Source organism: Haladaptatus halobius (genome assembly GCF_020618475.1).
Lineage (GTDB): Archaea > Halobacteriota > Halobacteria > Halobacteriales > Haladaptataceae > Haladaptatus > Haladaptatus halobius.
Genome location: NZ_CP085337.1, coordinates 635,551 through 659,803, shown reverse-complemented (window position 1 = coordinate 659,803; position 24,253 = coordinate 635,551). Strand labels below are relative to the sequence as shown.

At 55.6% G+C, this 24,253-nt stretch carries 22 protein-coding genes, 1 tRNA gene and 1 pseudogene; 8 read left to right on the top strand and 16 right to left on the bottom strand.

From position 1 onward, the window contains the following. Positions 1-52: 52 nt before the first annotated feature. From LIW51_RS27035 to LIW51_RS27025, 3 genes are all read right to left on the bottom strand, one after another. Positions 53-952: a DUF7551 domain-containing protein gene (locus tag LIW51_RS27035; protein WP_227378536.1), complete on the bottom strand. Its 900-nt coding sequence runs from the start codon at positions 950-952 to the stop codon at positions 53-55. 579 nt (positions 953-1,531) lie between these two features. After that, positions 1,532-4,867, bottom strand: a complete 3,336-nt coding sequence (locus tag LIW51_RS27030) for a M14 family metallopeptidase (protein ID WP_227378535.1) — start codon at positions 4,865-4,867, stop codon at positions 1,532-1,534. Next, entirely contained in the window at positions 4,848-5,111 is a 264-nt protein-coding gene (locus tag LIW51_RS27025) for a hypothetical protein (protein ID WP_227378534.1), read from the bottom strand. The genes LIW51_RS27030 and LIW51_RS27025 overlap by 20 nt, the downstream gene beginning before the upstream one ends. A 1,075-nt stretch (positions 5,112-6,186) precedes the next feature. On the opposite strand from LIW51_RS27025, the gene LIW51_RS27020 reads away from it, so the two are divergent. Continuing rightward, positions 6,187-7,494 (top strand): acetamidase/formamidase family protein, encoded by a 1,308-nt coding sequence (locus tag LIW51_RS27020; RefSeq protein WP_227378533.1) that lies wholly within the window; start codon positions 6,187-6,189, stop codon positions 7,492-7,494. Here LIW51_RS27020 and LIW51_RS27015 read toward each other — a convergent pair. The 4 genes from LIW51_RS27015 to LIW51_RS27000 all read right to left on the bottom strand — a co-directional run bounded on the left by LIW51_RS27015 (position 7,491) and on the right by LIW51_RS27000 (position 12,710). Beyond that, the gene (locus tag LIW51_RS27015; RefSeq protein WP_227378532.1) at positions 7,491-7,820 is read right to left on the bottom strand and encodes a ubiquitin-like small modifier protein 1; all 330 of its coding nucleotides are present in this window, start codon (positions 7,818-7,820) and stop codon (positions 7,491-7,493) included. The two genes, LIW51_RS27020 and LIW51_RS27015, sit on opposite strands and share 4 nt — an antisense overlap. A gap of 445 nt (positions 7,821-8,265) precedes the next feature. Continuing rightward, entirely contained in the window at positions 8,266-9,573 is a 1,308-nt protein-coding gene (gene gdhB, locus LIW51_RS27010) for a glutamate dehydrogenase GdhB (protein ID WP_303659919.1), read from the bottom strand. Beyond that, on the bottom strand, positions 9,570-9,713 hold the full coding sequence (locus LIW51_RS27005; RefSeq protein WP_227378530.1) for a rubrerythrin-like domain-containing protein: 144 nt from the start codon (positions 9,711-9,713) through the stop codon (positions 9,570-9,572). Before LIW51_RS27005 ends, gdhB begins: the two co-directional genes overlap by 4 nt. Before the next feature lie 114 nt (positions 9,714-9,827). Continuing rightward, positions 9,828-12,710 (bottom strand): bacterio-opsin activator domain-containing protein, encoded by a 2,883-nt coding sequence (locus LIW51_RS27000; protein ID WP_227378529.1) that lies wholly within the window; start codon positions 12,708-12,710, stop codon positions 9,828-9,830. A gap of 262 nt (positions 12,711-12,972) precedes the next feature. Here LIW51_RS27000 and LIW51_RS26995 point away from each other — a divergent pair, with 262 nt between their 5' ends. Then, positions 12,973-14,223 carry an MFS transporter gene (locus LIW51_RS26995; RefSeq protein WP_227378528.1) on the top strand — a complete coding sequence of 417 codons (1,251 nt, stop codon included), beginning with the start codon at positions 12,973-12,975 and terminating at the stop codon, positions 14,221-14,223. 809 nt (positions 14,224-15,032) lie between these two features. Here LIW51_RS26995 and LIW51_RS26990 read toward each other — a convergent pair. After that, positions 15,033-15,440 (bottom strand): TRAM domain-containing protein, encoded by a 408-nt coding sequence (locus tag LIW51_RS26990; protein WP_227378527.1) that lies wholly within the window; start codon positions 15,438-15,440, stop codon positions 15,033-15,035. Between the two features lie 288 nt (positions 15,441-15,728). On the opposite strand from LIW51_RS26990, the gene LIW51_RS26985 reads away from it, so the two are divergent. Next, the gene (locus tag LIW51_RS26985; RefSeq protein WP_227378526.1) at positions 15,729-16,004 is read left to right on the top strand and encodes a HalOD1 output domain-containing protein; all 276 of its coding nucleotides are present in this window, start codon (positions 15,729-15,731) and stop codon (positions 16,002-16,004) included. A gap of 196 nt (positions 16,005-16,200) precedes the next feature. Here the strand turns inward: LIW51_RS26985 and LIW51_RS26980 are convergent, their stop codons facing one another. From LIW51_RS26980 to LIW51_RS26960, 6 genes are all read right to left on the bottom strand, one after another. Further along, a complete protein-coding gene (locus tag LIW51_RS26980; RefSeq protein ID WP_227378525.1) occupies positions 16,201-17,397 on the bottom strand; it encodes a hypothetical protein in 1,197 nt (398 codons plus the stop codon). A gap of 89 nt (positions 17,398-17,486) precedes the next feature. After that, on the bottom strand, positions 17,487-17,906 hold the full coding sequence (locus LIW51_RS26975) for a hypothetical protein (RefSeq protein ID WP_227378524.1): 420 nt from the start codon (positions 17,904-17,906) through the stop codon (positions 17,487-17,489). Further along, on the bottom strand, positions 17,903-18,235 hold the full coding sequence (locus LIW51_RS26970) for a hypothetical protein (RefSeq protein WP_227378523.1): 333 nt from the start codon (positions 18,233-18,235) through the stop codon (positions 17,903-17,905). The genes LIW51_RS26975 and LIW51_RS26970 overlap by 4 nt, the downstream gene beginning before the upstream one ends. Beyond that, a complete protein-coding gene (locus LIW51_RS26965; RefSeq protein WP_227378522.1) occupies positions 18,232-18,669 on the bottom strand; it encodes a hypothetical protein in 438 nt (145 codons plus the stop codon). The genes LIW51_RS26970 and LIW51_RS26965 overlap by 4 nt, the downstream gene beginning before the upstream one ends. After that, positions 18,669-18,794, bottom strand: coding sequence for a hypothetical protein (locus LIW51_RS38760; protein WP_255767564.1), 126 nt, complete (start codon positions 18,792-18,794; stop codon positions 18,669-18,671). The genes LIW51_RS26965 and LIW51_RS38760 overlap by 1 nt, the downstream gene beginning before the upstream one ends. A 267-nt stretch (positions 18,795-19,061) precedes the next feature. Continuing rightward, the gene (locus tag LIW51_RS26960; protein WP_227378521.1) at positions 19,062-19,559 is read right to left on the bottom strand and encodes a hypothetical protein; all 498 of its coding nucleotides are present in this window, start codon (positions 19,557-19,559) and stop codon (positions 19,062-19,064) included. A gap of 276 nt (positions 19,560-19,835) precedes the next feature. Here LIW51_RS26960 and LIW51_RS26955 point away from each other — a divergent pair, with 276 nt between their 5' ends. The 5 genes from LIW51_RS26955 to LIW51_RS26945 all read left to right on the top strand — a co-directional run bounded on the left by LIW51_RS26955 (position 19,836) and on the right by LIW51_RS26945 (position 22,344). Next, positions 19,836-20,042: a hypothetical protein gene (locus LIW51_RS26955; protein ID WP_227379016.1), complete on the top strand. Its 207-nt coding sequence runs from the start codon at positions 19,836-19,838 to the stop codon at positions 20,040-20,042. 181 nt (positions 20,043-20,223) lie between these two features. Further along, positions 20,224-20,409, top strand: a complete 186-nt coding sequence (locus LIW51_RS40505) for a DUF8139 family protein (protein ID WP_497007404.1) — start codon at positions 20,224-20,226, stop codon at positions 20,407-20,409. Positions 20,410-20,824: 415 nt separating this feature from the next. Then, a complete protein-coding gene (locus LIW51_RS26950; protein WP_227378520.1) occupies positions 20,825-21,553 on the top strand; it encodes a cupin domain-containing protein in 729 nt (242 codons plus the stop codon). A 34-nt stretch (positions 21,554-21,587) separates the two neighbouring features. Then, a complete protein-coding gene (locus LIW51_RS38755; protein ID WP_255767563.1) occupies positions 21,588-21,719 on the top strand; it encodes a hypothetical protein in 132 nt (43 codons plus the stop codon). Between the two features lie 540 nt (positions 21,720-22,259). Further along, positions 22,260-22,344, top strand: a tRNA-Leu gene (locus LIW51_RS26945). A 57-nt stretch (positions 22,345-22,401) separates the two neighbouring features. Here the strand turns inward: LIW51_RS26945 and gvpH are convergent. Beyond that, positions 22,402-22,908, bottom strand: coding sequence for a gas vesicle protein GvpH (gene gvpH, locus LIW51_RS26940; protein ID WP_227378519.1), 507 nt, complete (start codon positions 22,906-22,908; stop codon positions 22,402-22,404). A gap of 169 nt (positions 22,909-23,077) precedes the next feature. Then, positions 23,078-24,252 (bottom strand): annotated as a pseudogene (locus LIW51_RS26935) (ABC transporter ATP-binding protein). Position 24,253 lies beyond the last annotated feature (1 nt).

Below are 24,253 nucleotides of genomic sequence, written 5' to 3'. Positions count from 1 at the left end.
TTTCGCTCTTGTTCAACACGCTCACGGGTCGGGTGAACGTGGGTTGTTAGCGTTATTCGCCATTATGAGCATGGACGCTCACCAGTCCTGTGGCTGACTCTACATTGTCAGTCGTCATCCTGAGTTGCCATGCTCGGTCGTCAATGCGATTCGCCCGCGAAATTGCGAGTGAATGATCTGTAAGCCGCCGAAGCATATCAACCGCAAGTGGGAGCGTCGGGAGGCGTTCCTGACGCGGCGACAGCGCATACTCATCGATCCTTACCGTCCACAAGCGCGTACATTCGTCACGGTCGACTGATATCGGGAAGACGGTGTAGCCGCCGATAAGCGATACCGCTTGGAGATGGGTGCATGTCGCCTCAATCGGATCCTCGGGGGACGACGGTGATGGAAGTCGGCTTGCAGCGTGGGTAAGGACTGAGGCTTGCTCGGAGGCTGATAGCTGTGTCTCGAGTTGAACAGCGATATGTTCCAAGAGGAGCAAACACAACTCATCGCGATTTGTGATTGTCTCGGCCGTATCGAGGTACTTCTCCATAATCGCTGTTTCGACCGTCGTGTACCCCTGGGCAGACAGCGACTCGAAGATGGCGACGACAACGTCGTGACAAAATTCGATTCGATCTGTTGCACTCAGTGTGGCAGGTTTCTCTGAGGTGTTACTGTTCGTCACAACGGGACACGTCAGCTGCGTCTCAGACGAGGGCTGTGCTGTCTCGCAAACGATGAGATCGTAATAGGGAACGCGATTATCGTACTGTCGAAGTGCAGCTCGATACTGGTATGCAAGCCGGACCGCTTTTTCGGCGGCTGTTCGGGTTGCGAATCGTGTTCCACCTACAGGAACCGGTCGATCACCGGTTCTAGCACATCGAATGAAGTATGAGGCACCGTCGACGGAGAGGTGTTCGATCTCCTGCCGAATATCTCGAAGCGTTCGTCCAACCATTTTAGGTTGGCCTAAAACTACGGGTGGTAAGTAGTTTTGGGAACGGATGGAATGGTGTCACTTTTCATGACACTCAACACGGTTCCAGTAGCGTATTTGTTACTGGACTGAAACTACTGATATCACCATCTCCCGTCTTCTCGACGGGGTGACCGCCACAACAGTCCCGGGATAACGATAGAAACGAACGAGAAGAGGACAATATCTCTTCAAAATCACCGCGAAACTTGGGAGACAAACCTAATCAATCGTTAATAATTTGGGAAATTTTAAATGACTATGTATTCCAGAAGTCCGTAGGAGAACTTAGGTAGTGACAGACCGGCTCGACCGTCGTGATGTACGCTGGCGGATTCGGGATGCTCTAGATTGTCTTCTACATGCTCACAGTTCCGTCGCTTCGAATCATGCCATCGGCGAATGAGGCGGAACCCTACGAGTGGCCTGCTCACCTTGCGGCAGAGTGAGGGTAGTGGAGACGTACTCGCTCTTATCATCGTAACGCTCGCCAGTTTATCCTGGTGATTTGCAATTAACTGACGAATTGACCATCAGCAACGAGGGATAGGATTAGTCTGGTTAGATGTTCGTTGACGTACCGACCACGGTGTTCGTATCAGTGCCGGCGACCTGCGCTTTCGTGTTTTCGAGCCCACTCGGGCTGAGCGCAGTAGCCGTTGCAGGGCCGAACGTATCCCGTCCCGTTTCCTCGACGTTCGAGGGAGCCTCGATGAAGTAGGTTCGCGTCACTTCTCCCTTCTCAACCTCGTCGGCTGAGACGGTTCCGAGTTCGACGGTGTTGCCGTCGACGCCCGTCACGTCACCGAAGCTCTTCTTGACCGTCCAGCCATCGGGTATCGCGTCAGTGATAGTCGCGTCGTGACTTAGCGAGGACACGGTGATATCGACTTTGTTCGTCTGCCCACCCGTGAATACTGACCCATCGTCGGCGCGGGTGCCACCGGCGGTAAACGTCTGACCGGGGGCTTCGGGGACGGTAGCGTTCACGGTGAAGGTTGGGCCGGCCCCGTAGGTGTCGCCCATGGGATTGTCGGCAGTTCGGCGAATCTGCTGGAAGCCGAAAGCCGAGGTGAGCACGAGATAGCCGAGGAACGTCGGCGTATAATCGAGCAGTCCGAAGGGGTGCAGGTTCTTCTGGGTAGCTGGTGGCACCAGCGAGGAGACGACGTGGACGCCGGTGCCATCGTCAGCCGTCCGAGTGAGCGACCCGGTTGCGACGAAGCCGTCTGCGCGGGCCGCAACCGAGGGAATGCCGTCGCCGAGGTCGTCGCCTGATTCGGCGCTCGCGCCGGTGAACGCCCCTTCGTCGAGCAGTCGCATCGGTGCTTCCCCAGTTACTGCGTAGCCGAGAGGCGCAACCTTCCAGAGTTGCTCCTGGATCGGTCGCACGTCAGTCAACAGCGGGTGGTCGCCGTTCTTCTCAGTGTACTGTGCCACGTCATATGTGTCGGTCGTGACGTTACCGAACGCAAACCGATCCGCGCCGACGAGGTCGTTGTCCATTAACGTGAGGAGGTTCACGCCCATATCGGTTAGGACGAGGTTGCCCCCGTCGTTCACGAACGTATCGAGCGCTGCGACGTACCCTGGCACGTCGTAGCCAGCGGCGGGGTGGTCGGCAGCGGTGTAGCCTGGAACCGACCCGCCGATGTAGTCAGCATCGGCGTTCGCTCCATAGTCGTGGCAGACTACGGCGTGGTCATAGTCAGCGAGTGCACCATTTGCCACGTCCTCGACGGTCACGGGTTCCATCACTCCATCGTCAGCGATGGAGTCTGCATAGTCCTCGAAGAACCGCAGCGGTGTCACGTTGTAGTCGTACTGCTCGTAGCCGACTGCGGGGACAGGATCGGGGTTCGTTCCAGAAGCGGCGAGGGTGCCAAAGCGCACCTCGTACCCCTGCGTATCCTGCTGAACATTCGAAATCTTGACTGTCCACTCGCCCGGTTCGGGATCCGAGACGACCCATACGGGATGGCCACAGCACTTCCCGCCGGCGCGCTCGTCGGTGACGGCGTCATGCGAGCGGACGACTTCTCCTGACGGTGAGACCAACTGGAGGTCGAATATACCCTGCTGTGAATGCGTGTGAACTTCCAAGCTATGGAGGCTCGACGCCGAGACGGTCTTCGAGACGGTTGCGGTGCTTAGTCCGGCGACCGCCCCTTCCGTGCTGCTCTGGGTGTGATTCGTGTCACCGAAGTCGAGCGCGCCGGAGTGCCGGCGGAGAGCGTCCTCGTCTGTGCCGACGGCACCAGTAGTGACGTATGCAACGCGTTGGGGATCCGCATCGGCGTCGAACCGGGTCTTCGTCGTCGCTGCAAATTGGTCGCTCGTAGTGGGCGTATCGGAGTTCTCGACGGCGAATCTCGTGATGGTTCGAATCGCCGTTCGGTAGCCCCGAACTTCCATGTCCAATAGTTCAGGATTATAGACGTTACCGCCGGTGAGATGTGAAAAGGCCATCTCGAAGTCGAGGGTTGTCATCCCAAGCCCGCCAAGGTCTTCCGGGTGACTCATCCAGTCGAGCATCGCACCCGAGACGGTGTAGTCGATCGTGTCGTAGATGGTCGCGTAATCGAACGCCTCTTCGGGGAGAACACCGAACAGAAGTCCCGTCTCGGTGTCGCCGAGCACTGCTTGCTTTGCATCGCCCGCCGTCGTCCAGACGTCGAGTTCTTCTTCGAGAACATCGTCGATGACCCGGCACATCTCGTAAACCTCGTGCATCTCGCGGGTGTCGTACTGATCCTGCGAGATGAGTCCCAGCACGAACTCGTTGAAAATCGGCCCGCCGTGGAGATCCGCGCCGTAGTTCAAGTTCTCATAGCCCCGGAAGTGCTCGACGATGGCCAGCGCGTCAGTCACGCGCTCCTTCGAACGGTCGGCGGGATTGCGGGGTTCGCCGGGGTAGTGAGCCGGCGTGATGTACCCCACGGTGGGATACTGACGGTTGGTGTCGTAGATCTCGGCGTTCCCGCGCTCGTACAACGGTGCAGCGGGGATACGTGGATGTGAGGCTCCGGGGCCGCCGGTCTGGTGACCTGAGTCGTATTGCGGGTTGCGCGCCACCCACCCATCAGGATTCGTGAAGCCGAAGACGAGGACGATGTCGTCCAATAGCGAGGGAATCTCGCCGGCCTTGTCGTCCCCGCGCAGGATGTTCTCGATGATGCGTGCGCCCGCTTCCGCACCCGCTCGTTCAAGTCCGTGGAGCGACAGCGAGTAGAATACTTTCTCCTTCTCGCGGAAGCTTTGTTCGTCGCCGACGTCGTTGGTCACCTCCGCGACGAACATCCCCTTTGGGTCGTCGCGGGCGGTAACGTTGTTGTAGTGACCCGGTGACTGGCCGATCTCCTTGACGTTCATCTTGCTTGGGTACTCGCGTTCGAGATGGCGGACCCCGTCTTTCATCTGCTCGTAGCTGATGAAGTCCACCGAGCGCATCGGTTCGGGAAACACGCCAAGCGGGTAGTAGCCAAGCCGCCAGAACGGGTTCGATCCGGGTGAGAAGGAGAGCGTCTCTGCAGTCGGCAGGTCGGCGACACTCTGGGCCTGTGTCGTCGTCAGCTGTGCGTACGCGGCGGGTTTCGGCGTGGTCGTCGTTTTTGCGTCGGGCGCGATCGACGAGATGGCATCGAGCCCTGCGGCGCTCGAAAATTCCACGAGTGTCGGCGCAGCGTAGTCCGCAGGCGTGTGATTGAGGACATACTCGTACTCAGTCTCCATCTTCTCAGACGAAACGCTCGCGCTTGCGTTCCCTGGAAAGGCGAGCGCTGCACCGGTCGCCGCCGACAATCGTAAGAAGGTGCGTCGATCGATGGAACTGTCTCCGAATCGATCGGTTTGGTCAGTACTGCGTTCATCGTGATGGTCAGTAGGAATATCTGTCATGACTGTGTTTGAAGTAGTGTTTTGTTTGTGATTCGTTATCGAAGACTGAGTCGCTCGCGTCCGCGAACGTCACCTTGTTACCAGTCTCGGCCCGCTTGGGATTCGCGACAGCGTCGCCGAATCCGGTTTCGATGTTGATAGTCGTGGACTGGTTGTGGTGGTCGTTCGTCGCAGTCGCCTCGACCGTGTTTGCCGTGGCTCGAGTACCAACCGCCTCTGTTCCTGCGATAACACCAGATTTCAACGGCGTACGACGAGAAACCCTTGCTCCGTCTTCGTTTTCTAAATGTTTGTCCATTATTGAATTGGCGCATAGGTGTATTTTGCGGCAGTGAAAAGAAGGTTCTGACAAAACCATCCAATCGTGAGAGAGGTGCCGGCATACCCTTCCGAGACCGGGTAGGCGGTCTACTTCCGCCACGTGGTCAACTGTCGGGTCGAGGTCCTCGTCATCTAAGTACAAACCGTGTTCGAATTTCCAGTTGTGTCCACCGTCGGCAGCGAGAAGGTGTTCTGCTGTTGTCTGCAGGAGTGCCGTTCACATTGCGACGCAAATCCGTGATTGCAGACGCCGTCGTACCATTCGGCCCCAGAACACTCACAGGCGACAGGTATCCTATCGCGAATTGTGACGAGGAATCATGCTCCGCAGGGGCGGCGTGACTTGCAGTGCGAACGTGAACACCCCTGATACCGACTGTAAACTCGGGGGTTTCGTACTGGGCGCGCTTTATCTGGATTGCAGGCGGGTAAGACCCCTTCCTCAACGAATGAAGTGAGTAGGGAGGGGATACACTCGCCGTCTTTGTTGTTCTTACACGTGCGATAGCTTGATATACTATCCCACGAATGTTGTATTGTGCGTGATAGTAGAGGAGTTGAAAACTCAAATCCTCGCACGCACTGCGCAGTGCGGACAAGTAGGCATGGGACGGGCCGAATCCACGCCTCCGGAGATTGAGACCGCTGTGGATTCCCGATGAATCTGCAAGTCTTATCGGTGAACGAGGAAGCCCCCACCTCAAGAAGCGAGGGGTGAGTAACCCCGAGCGCGGTATGTGGAGGTAGTTCACGACTCGCGTACTGTCCCTCAGTTGTACAGGATATGGTTTTCACTGGACATTGTCTCTCCGTGAGGTACATACGATACGCCTCGTACCCTTTAGGGGGATGAAAAACTAACCATGAGCGGCACTGACCTCGTAGTGACAGCCGGTGCGAGTCAGGGCGAGTTCGATTACCGATTTTCACAACGTCGGTAACCGAAATATAACACGATTGTTTAAGATATTTCCTGCTCAATCTCGTCATTGGCTACTATGGCACAGAAAGAAGTCCAACAAGAACTCTCGGTCGACCAGTACACGCTTGGCCTTGTCGGGCCAGACCAAGAGTGGGCAGGCACCGTCGCCGACGGAGGCATCATCAAAACGCATACACCGCCGGCGTGCTGGGGGCCGATGATCACTCCCGAATTCAAAGGCGGCCACGAAGTAACGCGGCCAATTCGCGTCGAGAACGCAGAAGTCGGTGACGCGATTGCGCTGAAGATCAAAGATATCGAGGTGACGAGTATCGCGACGAGTACCGGCAGTATGGTCGAACGTGATGGTGCGTTCGGCGACGATCCGTTCGTCGATCACAAGTGCCCAGAGTGTGGGACGGAGTGGCCGGAGAGTATCGTCGAGGGAACGGGTGAAGAGGCGATCAAATGCGCCGAATGCGGTGCAAATGCTTCCTCGTTCGGATTCGAATACGGCTATACGGTCGCCTTCGACGACGATCGGACAGTGGGACTGACCGTGGACGAGAGTGGTGCTGATGACTTGGCGAATCGGGCGGACGAGGCGATGGCCCTTCCCGAGAACTCTCGCCAGCACCCGATTTTACTCTACAAACCTTCGGAGATGCCAGGCACGCTTGGCCACCTCCGCCCATTTATCGGAAACATTGGGACGACCCCGCCGGTTGAGATTCCCGACTCACACAACGCTGGTGACTTCGGCCAGTTCCTCATCGGTGCAGAACACGACTGGGGACTCGCCGACGAGGACGAACTGGCGGAACGAACCGACGGCCACATGGACATCAATGCCGTTCGCGAGGGTGCAATCCTCATCTGTCCCGTCAAAATCGATGGCGGTGGTGTCTACGTCGGCGATATGCATGCCAATCAGGGCGACGGCGAACTCTCACTCCACACCACCGACGTGAGCGGCCACACCGAATTAGAAGTCCAAGTCATCAAAGGGCTTGACATCGATGGCCCACTTCTGCTCCCGAACGAGGATGACCTCCCGCATATCAGCAAGCCCTACACGGCTCAGGAACTCGAACGCGGCCAGCAGCTCGCCGCCGAGTACGACGTTGACGAAATCGATGAGATGGGGCCGCTGCAGGTGATCGGCAGCGGAGCGACGATCAACGACGCGACAGAGAACGCGTTCGAACGTGCGGGCACACTCCTCGACATGACCGAAGGTGAGGTACGGGCTCGGTGTACGTTTACCGGAGGAGTCGAAATCGGACGCCTTCCGGGCGTCGTCCAACTTACGATGCTTGCACCGATGGATCGTCTCGAAGGACGGGGACTTGCAGATCTCGTTCGCGCACAGTACTCCCTCTAAATTTCGCGCTCTGAGTATTCCTTCACGGATCTCTTCTGTTTACATCGATCTAAAAGCCGCTCCTTCACTCCTCCCTGTACGGCGGGAAACACCGTCAGTTCTGCGTCGGCCGGAAAATCATCGTCAAGGTCAACTCGTTCTCCATTTACGGAAATGCGGGCACTGCTTTGGAGTCGTCCGTCGGTGGTGTATAGTTGGGACTTCGCTCGGGGATAGTTCTCAACGAAGACGGTGAGTGCGTCTTCGACAGTGCCTCCGTCAAACGCCAGTGTTACCGTTTTCTCATTCGTCGCGCTTCGGAGTGGGCCGTACACGGTAATCTGCATACGCGATTCTACGAGCGTGCGCTCGAAAAGCTATGCGTACGACTAGTTGAACGGCTCAGCAAATCCATTTGCGTGACAGCGTCGCTGCCTCCGTCCGTAAACCACCGTAGAACTCGAATATAAACGCAGAGTCTCTGACCGCTATCCGATGCAAAATAATTCGATATCGCCGTTGCCGGCATGCATAGTGAGCAGTGTTTTTTGTTATTGGCTAAACCTATGCTTTTGACTGAATACGGAAATAGACCGTATATCTGATTACCTCACCACAGTCGAAACTCGCTGCGACTTGCGCAGGGATCATGGCGGCAGTCTTATTGCTCTCAAGTTCAGCAAAGTACTGCTTCGCTGTTGGATCAAGCTGGTCGTAGTCTCGAACTTGCCTGTCACAGGGAACTGTTTTGACCGGGTGTACTGTGAGCTGAGACGTCATTATAAAGTTGAGTTATGGCCAAAGCCCTCGCGTTTCGTGTGCTTCCGCGATTCGGGAGAGGGCAACAATATAGGCCGCATCGCGCCACGTTACGTCACGACTTTCGAACTCAGCTTGAACCGCGTTCCATGCGGCTCGCATCTCCGTTTCAAGTTCGTCGTTCACCCGTTTGAGTGACCACGATCGCCGATTGATGTCTTGGAGCCACTCGAAGTAACTCACGGTGACGCCACCGGCATTTGCGAGAATATCAGGAACCACCTCGATCTCCTGTTCCGCGAGAATCGCATCGGCGGTAGAGGTGGTTGGGCCGTTCGCTCCTTCAACGACGATTTCAGCGGCGATTGCATCCGCATTCTCTTTGGTGATGACGTTCCCTAAGGCTGCAGGGATGAGGACATCAACGTCGAGCGTGAGCAGTTCGTCGTTCGAAATCACGGTGTCTGCATATTCTGTGACGGCCTCCGGCTTCTCATCGTGCGACGGGACCGAGTGAGTGTCTATCCCTGTTGGATCGTACATCGCCCCATTCACATCGCTGATCGCAACGATTGTCGCCCCCCACTCGTCAAGCAACCGGGCCGCGTTCGAACCGACACTTCCGTACCCCTGTACTGCAACCGTCGTCTCCTCAAGCTGGCGGTCATAGTACTCACAGACGAGTCGCGTGATGATCGCAACACTCCGTCCAGGTGCTTCTTCACGCCCTTCACTCCCACCGACAACCGGCGGTTTCCCCGTCACGACGCCGGGCGTCGTTTCCCCTTCCTGCATCGAGTAGGCGTCCATCAGCCACGCCATCGTCTGTGGATCCGTTCCCATGTCGGGTGCGGGAATATCTTGTGTCGGCCCGATGACGTCGCGGAGTTCCTGTGCAAACCGACGCGTAAGTCGCTCCTTCTCGTTTGGGCTCAGTGCTTTCGGATTAACGGCAATCCCGCCCTTGGCACCCCCGAACGGGAGGTTCATGACCGCACACTTCCACGTCATCCACATCCCAAGGCCGACGCATTCGTCTCTGGTCACCTCCGGATGATAGCGGAGTCCTCCTTTAAACGGGCCTCGAACGCTGTCGTGTTGGGCTCGATACCCTGTGAAAACTTCTACCGTTCCATCGTCCCGCTCGATCGGAATCGTAACTTCGTGAATCTTTTTCGGATACTTAAGCCGCTCGACAATATTCGAGTCGATGTCGAGATGATTCGCAGCATGGTAGAGCTGTCGGCGTGCCGTTTCGAGTGCCGATTCTGATTCCGACGGGTGTGACACTTCACTGTCCGACTCCTCGTGATTGCTAGTCGGTTTGGATGCCATGGTCATTCAAGCGGTGTTTGACGGTTTCGCATTGGCCCGCTACAGTCTGGACAGGACACGGGATTGTCCTCAGTGACGATGACATTTCCACATTTGAAGCACTCGTAAGGACTTTCTTCATCCGAATTTTGGGTTACATCTCTCATGGTCGATCAACGAATGCCAGTGTTCGAACCGAGGGCACTCTACTCCGAGATAATAGGAGTATAAGGGAATATTCGACGGTTAACTATACAACCGCAAACCTGACCTCTACTTTGTTATTCAACCCCTGTCGGCAGTGTGCTCGCCGGCACACTTATCTCGTCGAACAAGGCTGAGAACAACTTCCGTTGAACAGTTCGCGCATGTTGATAGAATGCAGGTGGTGAGATACCGAGCGTTTCTGCGACATCTTCACCCGTGCTCTCGCGGGGTGATTCAAAGTAGCCACTGTAGTACGCAGTTTGTATCACCTCGAGTTGTCGGTCAGTGAGCTCATCGAGGAACTGTGAATATAGGTTGTGTTCCGACGCTTGGTCAAAGGTCTGCTTCGAGCGGAGCTCAACGTCGGTAAACGTCTCTTGGATGAGACGGGTGATGTGGCGGACATCGACGCTTTCGGGAATGTCGATATTGAGGATCGTGGTCGAAGGAGTAGCTGTCGCGCTTCGGAACACAGCGCCATGGTCGGCTAATTCCAGCGCGAGAAACGGGTGTGCAAGTTGCAGACGCAGGATACCTCCATTACTATCAGTGCTGATTCGCTGGACATCATCGATAGCAACTAAGTCCGATGTAGCTTGCTCAACCGTATCCACGGATGCGTCCTCGACGGTAACGAACACGTACGTTCCATCGGCTGTCTGCTGAACGCCACCCTGATACGAGAGCGTACACGCTGCAGTCTGCGCCAGCCGGGACAGTACGAACGTCGGGTCATCGATAGCGAATTCGACGCGCGTCATTGACGTAGTGAGAAGCGCGTTTTTCCGTTCGATGGCGCTAATAGCCGCCGCGGTCGTTTCACCGAGTTCTGCCAGCACCGCCTGGGCTGTTGCATCGAACGCGTTCTGTGTCTCCGCGTAGACGGTCAAGACGCCGTACGTGAGGTCATTGTACACGAGCGGAATGCTCAACACGGACAGATAATCGCGTGAGAGGGCGTTTTTGCGCCAGGCTTCCTCGCGAAGTCCGGCAGCGACGTTGGTAATCATCGTCACCTCCTGCGTTGCTGCGGTTCGTCCTGTCGGCTCTGTTCCGGATGTTGCGACTGAGAACGAGAGGCTGTCCAGATACCCCTGTTCGGCGCCTGCCCAGGCCCGTGGATCAACTCGCTCCGTTGCTGGGTCAGCAGTCCCAATCCAAGCGAAGCTGAACCTATCATCGGCGGTCAGCAGTTCACAGACTGTGTGGTCGATTTCCTCGCGCGTTTCTGCTTGGACGAGTGCCTGGTCGATCTCTCGAATCGTCTCGTTGATGCGGTTCAACGCTGTGAGTTGGTCGTTTTGCTGCTGAAGTTCTCGATCTTGTTCCCGTAATCGACTTTCCCGTGTCACGCGGTCGAGTGCAGCTTCGGCAGTGGCAGCGAGTAAATCAGCGAGTTCCCGTGCTACTTCGTCGAACTCGCCGACAGTGGCTGCACCTGCCAGAAAAACGCCGTGATTCCCCAGTGGGATGTACGCAACGCTCCGAATGTCGGTCGCCTGATTGGCAAGTCGCTCTGCGTCGTGCACATCGTCGAAAAAGAGCGATTCATCCTCGACGAAACTGTAGCTCGGCAACTGCTCGCCGTCGGCATGGATTGTCGGGAGCGGCCCGTTCAGTTCCTCCAGCGCGGATGAATAGGCGGTAGGCCGGAGGTTGTTTTCGCCTGCATCGAAGAGATAAACCGCACTGGCATCGAGATCAAGCACGCCCGGCGTATCGTTGACGATGTGCTGTGCAATCTCTTGGTGTGTTTCTGCGTACAGAAAATCACGCGCTGTTTCCTGTAAGGTCGCTAAAGCCTCCTCGCGCTGTTTCCGTTTCGTAATGTCTCGGCAACTGTATAGGAGGGTGCCATCCTGAATCGATACTTCCCGAACGTTAACCAGTAGTGTGTGCTCACGACCGGCCTTGTCCGTGGCCGTACATTCGATGTTTTTCAGAACTCCCGTCTCAGCGAGTTCCTCGCGGTCGAACAGATCCCCCCCGAGAAGTTCGTCTATCGTCCCCAGCTCGCGGATTTCATCGGCAGTATAGCCGAAAATGAAGTGCACATTCGGACAGACGTAGGTGTAGTCGCCCTCCTCGTTCGTGATGAGGACTGTATCAGTCATGTTGTTGAGTGTAACTCGGTGGAGTTCCTCGGATTGGCGAAGATCACGTTCAAGATCGACGCGTTCGGTGATGTCGACGCCTTCGACGACAATAGAGATGAGTTTCCCACGTTCGTTCTTGACGGGGCGAACGGAGAGATCAATGACTCGCGGATCCTCGACATCTGGTGATTGCCTGACGACTGCATTGCCGAACGTACTGTCGAGTGCCTTCTCAACGATTTTCCGCACATCGGTCTCTGTTCCGTTTGTTTGTGACCACCACGGAAGGCTCCAGAATGGCTTCCCAACGATGGTCCCAACGTCCTCGTCGATCATATCACGGGCTGTTTGATTCACGCGTACGAGTGAGCCAGCTGGGTCAAGCACCCACGTGGCCGTCCGCGTATCGTGGAAGATTGCGTCGAACTGTCTGGCTCGTTCTCGTTGGGTGGCCGTTCGCTGTGCTGACCGCAACGCACGGTCAACTCGTCCCAGCAGCTCCTCGGCCATCTCCTCAGCCGGGTCGCTCAGCGCGATATAGTCGGTCACACCAGCAGCGATTGCCTCGCTGGCAATTGCTTCGCTGCCGGATGCCGTACCGAGAATTACGGGAAGCGATGACGTTTCGTCTCGAATTGCTCTGAGTAGATCTACCCCAGTTGCCTCGATGAGCGTATATTCACTGATGATACAGTCAGGTGCCCGATTGTGAAAGACATCGAGCGCCTTCGCCGCCGTTTTAACCGTTTGGACTGACGCTTCAGTGCGCGTGTCAAGCGTCGCTGAGAATTTCTCAACCCAGTGGGTCGTTCCGACGAGAAGGATGTGGGACGCATGGAGCATGGGAGCTGGAGATGTCATTCTACGGAATCAGAAGTCCAACAGGAACTCTGTTTGAGGGTGTTTCCGTATTGGCGTTGTCGCTGGTGGCTGTGTAGTGGGTCAGAAACGGAGTGCATAGCTAGTTAATAACCAAACCACTCAATGACAAAGGTGTTTGCTATTCAACCCCTGAAGACATGATTTGCGCAAAATAACTGGGAGATACGACTCATCGGGAATCACCGATATCGGAACACCCATTCCTGAGTGTCGAGTACCAACTCTCAATCCCTCTTCAGCAATGACTACGCGACCGGACGACGACCAAGCGACAACTGCCAAGAAAGGCGAGACCGCACCAGCTTGGACTACGTGGGGGCTTGTCGGCGGGGCAAGCCTTATCTCTATCGGGCTTGCGGCCTACGAAATCGTGCCTGCGAGCGTGACACCGTTAATTCGTGACTCACTGAACATCGACTCGACAGCCGCCGGTCTACTTGTCGGGATTATGTTCGGAACAGCAGTCGTTGCAAGCCTTCCTGTCGGTGCAGTTCTCGATCGGACGAACTCAAGGCATGCAATGGGCCTTGCAGTTCTCACACTATTTGCCGTTGGTATCTGGGGCTGGATAGCGGGTCAGAGCGGTGACTACCGATCAGTCATTGTGTCCCGGGCCATCGGCGGTGTCGCATATGTTATCGTCTGGAACGCTGGAATCGATATTGTGAGCCGGGCTGTGACCGACGCTAACCGAGCAACAGTTGTCGGCGTGTTCACCGCGAGCGGCCCTATCGGGTTCGCACTTGGACAGGGAACGGGACCGCTCATCGCCGACCGGTTTGGATGGCCGGCCATCTTTCTCGCGTTCAATGGCTTCGCCCTCATCGGCCTGCTACTGTTTTGGCCAACGAGTCGTGGACTTGGACGGAGTGGTGGCGATGCACCAACACTTCATGAATTTGGAACCGTTCTCCGAAGCCGGAACGTCTGGCTCGTTGGAGTACTCGGGTTTCTCGGCTACTCGATATATTTGTTTGTAAACAGTTGGGGCTCCTCGTACCTCACCGAAGAAGTCGGTCTCTCGTTAGGGGTGAGTGGACTACTTGTTGCGGTGTTTCCTGCGGTTGGCGTCCTCGCTCGAATCAGTAGTGGCGTCCTTTCCGATCGATTGTTCGGCGGACAGCGGCAACCGGTTCTCCTTGGTTCCTTCTGTCTAGCAGCACCGCTTGTGCTAGGCTTTACACACTTTCAGTCGATTCCGATACTCGTTGCGATTCTGCTCGCCGCTGGGTTCGCCGTCCAGCTTACGCTTGGATTGTCGTTTACGTATGTCAGAGAAATAGTTAACCCGCGTGTCGCTGCCACCGCAGTGGCGTTCCAGACTAGCATCGGACTCGCTGGTGCGTTCCTTGCACCGATTGCTGGTGGTGTTGTCGTCGATATGGCCGGCTTCACTACTGCGTTCTTTTTCGCTGGTGCACTCGCTGTTTGTGGCGTTGCAGTAGCTTGGCGAGCACCAGAACCAGCGTATCAGTCGAGCATCAAAGACTGAAGGGTACGCGGATTGTCTGGAGAAAGAGGAGCGGGGCACTCCAACCAGAGTGACTGGTCGGCTGCGGCAGGAACTCGTTCAAGCAGTGAGTTTCTTCGACAATACCGCTGACGAACTTGACCCGGGGCGCTTCGCATAGGCATCTCCACGCTCAATTCTTGCTTGCACGAAACGACGAGCTGGCCGTCAACCAGTTCGTCCGGACGGTGACCGCACTCGAAAAGAGTGATATCACAATCTCCGGTGTTCTCGTCGTTCGGCTAGCTCCCCCAACAGTACTTGGTCGGGAGCGAAAACCACGCTGGAAGACGGGGATTTATCCACATCTCGGTAGAATTGCCGCGCAAACTAGCAGCCAGACAAAATTTAATCGTTTACATTTGGAGAAAATTTTAAATGGCTATGGAATCTAGAAGTCCGTAGGCTAGTTGTTGCAGTGACGGACGACTCGGGTCGTCCGGAACGGTGCAACTGCACCGTTCTTCATGTGAGGTTCTCATTCTACGTGTGTTCGTGTGGCTACCCGGTGTGAGCACCGTGTGCTGTCGAGGCCCCGTACGGTTTGTTGGAAACGAGCGGACGAGAACAAGAGTGGCGATTGTGATATCACTCGTCAATGGGGGTTCTCGCGCCAGCGAGAGGGCGTTTCACTGGACAGCTGGTGTTCGTGTCTGTCGTGTTTCGTGGAGTGATATCACTTTCATCGAACTGTCGTTATACCCAGTGGAATGTGTTCCAGGAGAACGGATGCACCGCATGTCTGTCCTTATATTTCGAGCCTACTCTCGAGAGACTGCGTTGCTTGAGAACTACTCGTAGTATGGTTTTCGTTCGACGACCTCAGCGAAGGCGACAGTTTCGGCGACATTCGTGATCTCGACGGTCACGCGGTCGTGTTTTTCCGTGTCGGGAACGATGATCACGTAGCCGTGTTCGACACGGGCGATGCCATCGCCATGCTTGCCGATTTCTTCGATTTCAACACTCCGACGGTCTCCCTCTGCGACAGGTGGCCCTGATTGATTCTGGGTTGGTTCTGGTTTTGGATTCGAATCGTCTGTTGTGTCTTTAGACCCGAGCAATGCCACGCGATACGCCACACCACGTTCCACATCTCCATCTACTATCTCTCGTTTCGGCACTGTGAGATGGTAGGTGTTGTCCTGTTCTTCAATTTGGGCACTGAATAAACACAGTAATTCGTCAGGAATCTCCATTCGTCAGTTCTTGTCTCTCATCAGGGGGGCCGTGTGCTTGTCTTTGCCGGTCATCCGCTAGCGGACGACCATTAGAGGTAGCACTGTTGAAATCCTTCGACGTTGTCTGAATCTCGGATGAGAAGGCCGTAGTGCAAACCTCGTAGGTCAGATGCCTCAGGTTCTACTCGTCACAAACCAAGCGATACAAATATTCAACCGAAGGGTTATCAGATAGTAGTCTGTTTGGAATATTGTGCACATTAATCAACATTCTTATAGTTCTTCGTCCTAATTAGCATACGGGAAATGACTGAGTGCACTGTAAATCACCGTATTGGTGGTAGTAGTGACCCGCAAGCAAGTATAGTCGTGCTTGAAACATTAGCACAATACAATAGTAATGATGTAGATGACCTTGATTTTCGACTCTACGATGTCATCGATCCTGATGCGCTGAACAAGTTGTTCAGCCATCAACCAGCCAGTGATCTCTCCGTCGAATTCGATATTCCCGATGGGACTGTCACCGTCTGGAACGCCGATGGCGAAATCCATGCCTGCGTCGACGACGAAGGCGAGTAGGCGCTCGTGATTAGAGTTCGCTGATTACCATCTTCCCTCGGATAGGACTCCTCTCAATACTTTTTCGCGGGAGAACACACCGAGCGTTCATCGGTGTCCTCCAGGGACATCTCCCTTATTTATGCAGGACATGCACTCTGGATGGCGAGTGCCATCGCTCCCTGTCCGAGGGCGATCATCGCGGGTGCATCCGAGCTTAACTGCTGGTGATGACGGCGAGGAGCGCGTCGTCGAGTGCCTCGATGACCTCGACTTTCACGTCCGCGGACAGCTCGTCAAATGCTGCTCGAGCGTCATGCAAGTTCGCGTGCAACGCGTTGAACGCAGTCGTCTCCGTGTCGCCGTTCACGTGTGTGCTGTCGTAGTCACCAGATCGGAGGTCAGCGGCGTGTCTACGTCCGACATGCTTCGCACGAGCGAGGTCTTCAACCCAGGACACGAGATCGCTATGCCACAGTCGTCGCACCTCGTCGTCAGTTGCGCCGTCTATATCGATGGTCACTTCTCGTGTGTCTGCGTCGGTGGTCATCTCCTGTGCCTCTTTCCAGGCGTCGAAGTCGGTGATGGTATCAGCACATTCGGCCACGGCCTGGGCGGTATCTACTTCCGCCTGGAGTCTTGTCTGGAGCTGTGTTTTGCTGCAGTAGTACGAATTGGCGGTCGGCGACGGATTTTCGTAGAGGTGGTCAGTGATGAGGGCCCTGTACGTCTCGCGGATGTGCTCTTTCCCACGTTCCTGTTCGTCGTTTGTGACGCGATTGGTGAGATGCAGACAGTAGGTTTCGACGAGGTCGTCGATCATCGCCTTTGGCAAGATGCCATTCTCGTAGGCATTCGAGTGAGCCAGTGCTGTGAGGATGCGAGCCGCTGGTCGGTGACTGGCTTTCAACGTCTCTTCGCCAACCCGACTGTCGTGGATCTCGAGCTCGTCGTTCCAGTAACCACCGTCTTCGGGATTCTTTACTGCATCGCGCAATGTCTCCCACTCTAATTCAGGGCCAGGTTCAGCGAGGTCGTCGGGTGTGACAGTCAGATAGTACGAGTCAGGCTCGTACTCTGCAACGGTTTCGGTCTCGGCGGTCTCGCACTCATCTATCTCGGACTCGAGGGCAAGATGGTCGACGGTCGTGTCATCCGTTGCGAGCGCGTGGAGTTCGTCGACAGAGACGTGACCTTGATCGATGAATTGAGGATCGAGATCGTCGAACTGCTCGGCGAATGCATCGTCGATGAGACTGCGAAGAAGCGCACCTTGCGAGCAATCGTTGACGGCGGCGAGTGCGCTGAGTTTCGTGTCGTTCGGCGTGTCCGTCCAGAAGGTCTTCTGGACGTTTTTCGGGTGGGGGTCGGAGTTGGGCTGGTGTATCTGAACGGTGTCGGTGGTGGCTGCCATCTATCGGGCACCTCCGGCTGTGATTCTGCAGGTAGCTGGCGGCTGGCTGGTGTCTTCGCAAATCAAAACTTCGGAAATGGTGGTGTCACTCATCGACCATCGCCTCCACCTTTGGGCGTTGCTGTGTCGGCTTCCGACGGTGTAGACAGGGCGGGAAGGCGAGCGATGGTGGTGAGCGTGCCGATACAACGGGTGGTCGTGTCGCTGGTCGTGTGCGTGTACTCGACGACGGGTATGGGCGCGGCATCAGACTGCGTCTGGGTGGTCGTGCAGTGGTAGTGGGCGTACTGAGTGGCTTGCTGGGCTGTAGTTGTGAGCGGCGGTGCAATGAGCACCAGCAGTGGCGATGAGTGGGCTGGTGGATTCGTCGCGGCGACAGTGCAGATCGTCCGTGGGCGGTCAGTCGTCGCGATGCGAACGCGGTCACCCGGTGAGAGGTGCTGGACGAGTCGGTCTGGGTCGCGGGGATTCAACGGTGTGGGGACGACTGTGGCGTGGTCGGTCGTCACGGCTGGTCACCTGCTGTTGGGTCGGTGATGGCCTCGACAGACGCCCCAGTGCGAAGCCAACTGTACTGGCCGCTGGGTGTGCGTTCGTAGTAATCGAGTTTGACTTCGGTGTGCTCAATCTCGTCGTAGTAGGTGTACTGGAGTCTGTAGAGGTCGTGACAGGGCGTGGCAACGTACAGAACGTACTCGCCGGGTTCCGGGCCTCGACAGGTGAGTGTTGGTTCACAGTGGTCACACTGATAGACAACGCCCGTGAGCGTGCGGTGCTGTGTCCGAATTTGGATGGAGTCTGCACACTCGAAGTTGCGGATGACGGTGGTGTCGGTCATCGGCCATCTTCCCCTGTGTCACGAATGCGTTGACAGCGCCGGCAGGGCACTAGTCGTTGCTCATGTGCTTGCTTGCGGGCGAGCGTGACGAACGACTGGTCGGCACTGGCCGGACAGAGTGGTGTGTCGTCGCTATCAGGTTCGTGGTAGGCGTACGTGTTTCGCGTTTGGTGTTCGCGGACGAGGACTGGATCGTCGTCCGGGAAGGGATTGGCCTCGATGCGGCGGTTGCATTCCTCTTCGTTCGGATTGGGCCGGTATTCGGCTGGGTCGCAGTAATGTGCGTTGGTATTCCGAACGATGTACCGTCCGCAGTGGGGGCACTGTTCGAACGCCTCTTCGATCTCGTCTTCCGTGATCTTGTCATCTGGTGACCACGAGTGGTCGGTGTTCTGTGCTGGCGTGCGCGGTGGCTCACGATCGTGGTCGGCCATTACGCTCGCCTCCACTTGTCCGGGTGTTCGTCAGGTGTAGTGAGACAAGCCGTGTGTTCGCTGGGGTCGCGGTGGTCGGTCTGGAGTCGTCGTCGTTTGCTGGGGTTCCGTGGTGTGAGTTTCATGGGCTGGAACCAGGTGTGGTGGGTTTGGGGTTGGCTGTCGCTCTTTGGGTACGGTACGTTGTGGCCGCGTCTGTGTCGATAAGGATACGCCCGCTGGCGTTTCAGGCTGTTTTGCCTTGGTTGCACATTTCCTAGTGAGAAGAAATAGTTTACGCACATAAGTGCTAATTCTGATAGGAAAGCGTTCTGGTTCACAGACGGGTTGTCGTGGTTCGGTCGTGTGCCGACAGCTAGCGCTCTCCGGGGAGGGCGTTCTGTGAGGGGCATCTACGCGCGCACCTCAGTTGGTGCGGTGTGGGTGTCAGCTTCGATGTCGTAGCACCGTTCGAGGATGCGCTGGTAGTGCCTGCGGGTTTCTGCTTGGGTTTCGCCCGGTGGTGTCGAGGGGAGGTTGGGATTGCCCGTTTTGGTGGCTGTGACCGAGCGGTAGGTGTCGGTGTCCTCGGGAATCTGGAAGCCCTCCTCGTCGTAGTTGATCGGAAGGCGACGTTCGAAGAATCGCTGGCAGTCCGCTATTGCGTAGATGCAATACAAGTAGGGCTCTTGGCTAGTGGTCTTCGTTCGGGTTTGGAAGCCAACCCGCAGTTCGACGAGGTACGCTCGGGTGATTGCCTCGTCAGTGTTTTCGGGAGTGGGTTGGTCTGGGTCGTGGGGGGCGGTTTCGGGTGTGGGTTCGAGGCGTTTGACTGGGTGGAAGACTTTTGCGCCGAATTGGGCCTCGAGTGAGAGCGCGCCGCCGTTGGGTTTCTCGTCGAAGAACGCCATTAGTCGTGTCCTCCGAAAACAGGTGGTTGGTAGCCGATGCGTTTTTCTACGGCAGGGGTATTGCTAGTCATGCTTCGTTGGTCTCCAGCGAAGCACGGGGAAGGTGTCACCAGCACCAACCTCATCTTCTGAGGTATCCCATGCTCCTATTGTCAAGTATGGCAACCCATGTACTTAATACTTCCCAATTGTGGGAAGGTTGCCTAATATGGGAGTTTTATGGGTCTTGGAACACTACCATATAATGCAATGGCTACTAAATCACTGAAATACGAGATGCCTCGACGTCGCGCGATACTCACTGATTCGGAACGAGAATTATTAGAAACAGAGGAGAAAACAGATCGGCATTATCAAGCAGTATCTCGAGTTAGGCGTAAAATCAACGAAGAACTGACAAGGGATGTCGAAATTTTGGAAGAGAACCATTCTGACCTACTAGAAGAACTTCGCGAAGTTGTTTGCGAAACTGACAATTCTTGAGGCTGAAACAAACCAAAAAAGATTATGCAAATTTATCACTTAATTGCGTATTAGGTATAGAAGCCTGTAGAGAGTCCGATATTGATAAAAAGCTCACCACACAGAATATCGAGTATCGATGCAGGACGTGCTTCAGCCAGCGAGCGACCCTTACTAACCGGGCGACGAAGTACAGGTCTACGTGGCCGAGACTGATCTCGATAGCGAATACCATGGGAAAGAAGGCACCATTACAGACATCCTGCAGGACAATCTCGGAGACGAGACTGGGCGTGAACTGGACTCCTACAGCTACCGCATCGAAACCGTTAGCGAGGACATAGATGTCTGGTTTCGACATCGCGACTTGGTACCGGTATCACAGTAACCAATTACCGATACTCCACTGCAATGGGCAATCACGAAAGCAAACCTACGTGGCCACAAATCCGAGATGCACTCGAAGTCAACGAGGATCGCCTTCTCAGTGTATGTCTCACGGGACGTTTTGTGAACCCGACCAAGGAAGTCACCCAATAGAGCGATGTCGATGTTGTCCTCGCATTCGAGAACTACGATGCCATGGACGAATTCGGTCTTGTTGAAACTCTCGGACGGTGATAGGTTTCAGGAGTCGTGCTGAATGCAAGACGTATCTTGACCAGAAACTCTGATTGGAACTCCCAACGCTCCCGTGACTTGCAGCAGGTCAGCGATGAATCTGAATCGTTTACCGACCCGACATTCACGTCTCGGTACCGCCCAACAAAGAAGTATTCCAGCTACGAATCCACCTGTACAATATGAGCGGTGACATTCGAGTCGTCGATCCGACGGATAGAGATCGGACCGAACCGGTGACTGGCCTCGTCGAGCAGACGTTGTTTCATGTTGGTGACTATCGGCTCGTTCTGTTTCGGATCGACGAGAACACGCCGTGGCATGTCCGGGGAGGAGCCATCTATGGATGGGTTCGCACTGGCCAGGGACGGATCGTACACAGCGAAGAACAATCGACAGACATTGAGGCGGGTGATTTCCTCCACGTGCCCACGACAACCGTTCACAGGTATGTCGCCGGGCGTGATCGGCTGGAGATTCTAGCAGTCGTTACTGGCGCCCCCGACAGTACGCGGATTGCTGCACCGACTGCTACTGACGAGGACGCCGAGCCGGCCATTGTGGGTCCCGACGACCTCGTGCCAACGGTCGAGAGTCCGAACCTGATTCGAGAGACACCGTTTCCCGAGGCGGCGGTCCTCATGATGCGCGTCCAAGCGGCTGGGGGGGCCGCCGCTGGCTGGCACCACCATGGAGATAATGTCTATTTTGGTTATGCTGTCGACGGACCGAGCGCAACCGAGTACGGTCCAGTGGGCGAGAACAGTGCACGGATCGAGATCGGCGAGTGTTTCCATGTTCCGTCGAGGCTGGTCCACCGCGATACGAATCCGACTGATACCGCCCACACTGGGATTATCTGGCTCTGCGGTGGCGAACCCTGGGTTGTGAACGTCGAGGGTCCAGAGTAACGCCGTCTTCGCTCGATTGTGAGGTGAGTTGGAGATGGTGCAGAATTCCCTCGCTGTATTCAGCATGCGCATCGAATCATCTGGTGAGGGTTTCAACAGAGCCGTGAATTCGAATACGACGGACTATCCGGAGACGATCGAGGTCGGTGGCATCACCCGAGAGTGAAATCTCATCATCGGTGGATCCGAGAGTGATTACGATTATGGTGAGAGCGAATTGCTCTATGCGCGTCCCAACGAGGAATCCGAATGACGTCACTCAATCGAGACCGTAAGCAGATCACGCCCTGAGTGACTTCTTTGATTGAGAGTGCTACTTCCACCAGATAGCGATCACCCATACCAACGAATGACTGCTATTCGGGTCGAATTCAGATCACCCGACGCGATTCTGGCTTCTTTTTGGGAGTATCCCCCTCTTCAGCAAGCCCGGTCAAAAACCTCGTACGTCGTCCGACGTGGCCATCCCAAGATCGTCCGCAATCTCGCTCGTCATACAAGGTTCGAGCGGTTCCATGATCTCGAGGACATCCGCTGGCTTGCGCTTTTGAATAAATTTGTCTCCTGCTCCTCTCGATCTCTTTTTATCTTTATCGGGCATGATCCGGCGAGATTCTGTTGATACTGCTCCCGCCACAAAGCCATCTCTTAGCGCCCTCCCACAATTAGTAAATCACTTATTCTGAACGGAGTAATCGACTGACAGGCGAGGGTTGCCAAGCCAGGCCAACGGCGGTGGGCTTAAGACCCGCTCGCGTAGGCGTCCATGGGTTCGAATCCCATCCCTCGCATTCCCATTCACACTCAACCTAGGTAGCAGCAGATAAGAATAGAACTACCTTGGTAGGTCAAACTTCCTCGGGTCGAACGTGCATTTCGAGTACGCCGTTGTTAAACTGGGCATGCGTCACCTTAGACGACTCCCATGGGAGTTCAACCCGCCCAACAACAACTTCCCCCCGCCCGATGACGAGTTTATTCGTACTTCGTTCGATACCAACCGAGAGATCGTCCTCGGTCACCCCTGGGAGATCAGCAACAATGAGTAACTCGTCGTCGGTGATGCGGGCGTCAATCCGGCATTGTTTGGCTGCCGAAGTACGTTCCGGATAGCTGTGTTTCCGCCGCCGATCCGCTTCAGTACGGTGCTGTTTTCTATTCTGCTCGTCACTCGTCGTTCGGTCAGTTGCGCTCTCCGGAGGCGGTAAATCGTGTACATTGATCTCAATCAAACTTCCAAGCAAATCCGATAGCGGTTGCAGGCCAAGTCCCAGCCTGAATCCACGCGAACGTTCGCCCTCCTCTGGTATCTCTACGTCCACCTCATCTTCTTCATTCCTATCTTCGTCACTCATGGATATTCACCATATTTGACATTACTCGGATGCTATGAGGTATGGTAACATCCGAAAGTAGATAATGCTGTTGGTCACTCTCACTGTTTGTAGTGAATCACCTCGGGGTCACGCCCCGTGGCATTCGACCTCAACTACCTGTGAAAGTAGTTATGTTATTCGAACTTGATCAGTCCTCAGCGTCTACGGTGACTTTGGGTTCGGTTGTTTGTGTCTCAAGACCATGGATGACTGCCTCACCGGACTCCTGGTCGAACAAGTGAACGTTCGTCTGGTCAAAGAAGACATTGACTGGCTCTTCCTCGGCAATTTGGGAGTCTGGGTCAACGCTCATTAGCAGCTGGTTGGATTGTCGTTGCTTTTCGTCCGCGGCGGCAGTCTCATGGTTCTTGTGGAGCAGGTAAACGATGACCTCGTCACCCATCGGTTCAAGAACATCGGTGACCGTGTCGATGAGCTTTGTGGGGTGGGTTACCTCGTCGATATCATCAGCAAGATAGACATTCTCGGGTCGAACACCAAGAACCACCGAGTCACCCAGTGATACATCGAGATCGGCCGGGTCAAACTCGATGGAGACAAACTCTGACTCGAAACCGTGGGCAGTTATCTCACCATTTATGAAGTTCATAGACGGTGAGCCGATAAATCCCGCGACGAAGAGGTTCGCTGGTTCGTTGTAACTCGTCAGCGGCGGAGCGATCTGCTGGAGTTCGCCGTCTTTGATGACGGCGATACGATCGCTCATCGTCATCGCCTCGGCTTGGTCGTGCGTTACGTAGATGGTCGTCGTCTTCAGCTCCTTGTGGAGCCGTTGCAGCTCTGTGCGCATGTGCACCCGGAGCTTCGCGTCGAGGTTGGCCAGCGGTTCGTCCATCAAGAACGCTTCGGGCTTCCGGACAATGGCGCGGCCGATGGCCACGCGCTGGCGCTGGCCGCCGGACAACTCTGAGGGCATGCGATTCAACAACCCTGAATCTGGAGGATGTCCGCCGCATGCTTGACCCGACGGTCGATCTCCTCCTTGTCATAGTTGCGGAGCCGCAACCCGAAGCTGATGTTGTCGTAGACGTCCATATGCGGGAACAGCGCGATGTTCTGGAACACCATCGCAATGCCCCTGTCTTTCGGCGGGAGGTTCGTCACGTTGGTTCCGTTTATGGATACGTCGCCCTCGGTGGGCATTGTGAGACCGGCGACCATCTCCATGGTTGTCGACTTGCCACAGCCCGACGGTCCGACGAGGCTAACGAACTCCCCATCTTGGATGCGCATATTCATGTCGCTAACAGCGGTTACGTCTTCGTACTGCTTCGTAATGTGTTCAAGTTCAACGTCTCCCATT

Bases quoted from the DNA above. Each gene is read 5' to 3' on its own strand.
- LIW51_RS27030 (WP_227378535.1), bottom strand. From the start codon at position 4,867: ATGACAGATATTCCTACTGACCATCACGATGAACGCAGTACTGACCAA.
- LIW51_RS26985 (WP_227378526.1), top strand. From the start codon at position 15,729: ATGACTGAGTGCACTGTAAATCACCGTATTGGTGGTAGTAGTGACCCG.
- LIW51_RS27020 (WP_227378533.1), top strand. From the start codon at position 6,187: ATGGCACAGAAAGAAGTCCAACAAGAACTCTCGGTCGACCAGTACACG.
- LIW51_RS27000 (WP_227378529.1), bottom strand. From the start codon at position 12,710: ATGACATCTCCAGCTCCCATGCTCCATGCGTCCCACATCCTTCTCGTC.
- LIW51_RS26990 (WP_227378527.1), bottom strand. From the start codon at position 15,440: ATGGAGATTCCTGACGAATTACTGTGTTTATTCAGTGCCCAAATTGAA.
- LIW51_RS26980 (WP_227378525.1), bottom strand. From the start codon at position 17,397: ATGGCAGCCACCACCGACACCGTTCAGATACACCAGCCCAACTCCGAC.
- LIW51_RS26955 (WP_227379016.1), top strand. From the start codon at position 19,836: ATGCCTCGACGTCGCGCGATACTCACTGATTCGGAACGAGAATTATTA.
- LIW51_RS27035 (WP_227378536.1), bottom strand. From the start codon at position 952: ATGGTTGGACGAACGCTTCGAGATATTCGGCAGGAGATCGAACACCTC.
- LIW51_RS27015 (WP_227378532.1), bottom strand. From the start codon at position 7,820: ATGCAGATTACCGTGTACGGCCCACTCCGAAGCGCGACGAATGAGAAA.
- LIW51_RS38760 (WP_255767564.1), bottom strand. From the start codon at position 18,794: ATGAAACTCACACCACGGAACCCCAGCAAACGACGACGACTCCAGACC.
- gvpH (WP_227378519.1), bottom strand. From the start codon at position 22,908: ATGAGTGACGAAGATAGGAATGAAGAAGATGAGGTGGACGTAGAGATA.
- LIW51_RS26965 (WP_227378522.1), bottom strand. From the start codon at position 18,669: ATGGCCGACCACGATCGTGAGCCACCGCGCACGCCAGCACAGAACACC.
- LIW51_RS27005 (WP_227378530.1), bottom strand. From the start codon at position 9,713: ATGAGAGATGTAACCCAAAATTCGGATGAAGAAAGTCCTTACGAGTGC.
- gdhB (WP_303659919.1), bottom strand. From the start codon at position 9,573: ATGACCATGGCATCCAAACCGACTAGCAATCACGAGGAGTCGGACAGT.
- LIW51_RS26970 (WP_227378523.1), bottom strand. From the start codon at position 18,235: ATGACCGACACCACCGTCATCCGCAACTTCGAGTGTGCAGACTCCATC.
- LIW51_RS38755 (WP_255767563.1), top strand. From the start codon at position 21,588: ATGGTGCAGAATTCCCTCGCTGTATTCAGCATGCGCATCGAATCATCT.
- LIW51_RS26950 (WP_227378520.1), top strand. From the start codon at position 20,825: ATGAGCGGTGACATTCGAGTCGTCGATCCGACGGATAGAGATCGGACC.
- LIW51_RS26995 (WP_227378528.1), top strand. From the start codon at position 12,973: ATGACTACGCGACCGGACGACGACCAAGCGACAACTGCCAAGAAAGGC.
- LIW51_RS26960 (WP_227378521.1), bottom strand. From the start codon at position 19,559: ATGGCGTTCTTCGACGAGAAACCCAACGGCGGCGCGCTCTCACTCGAG.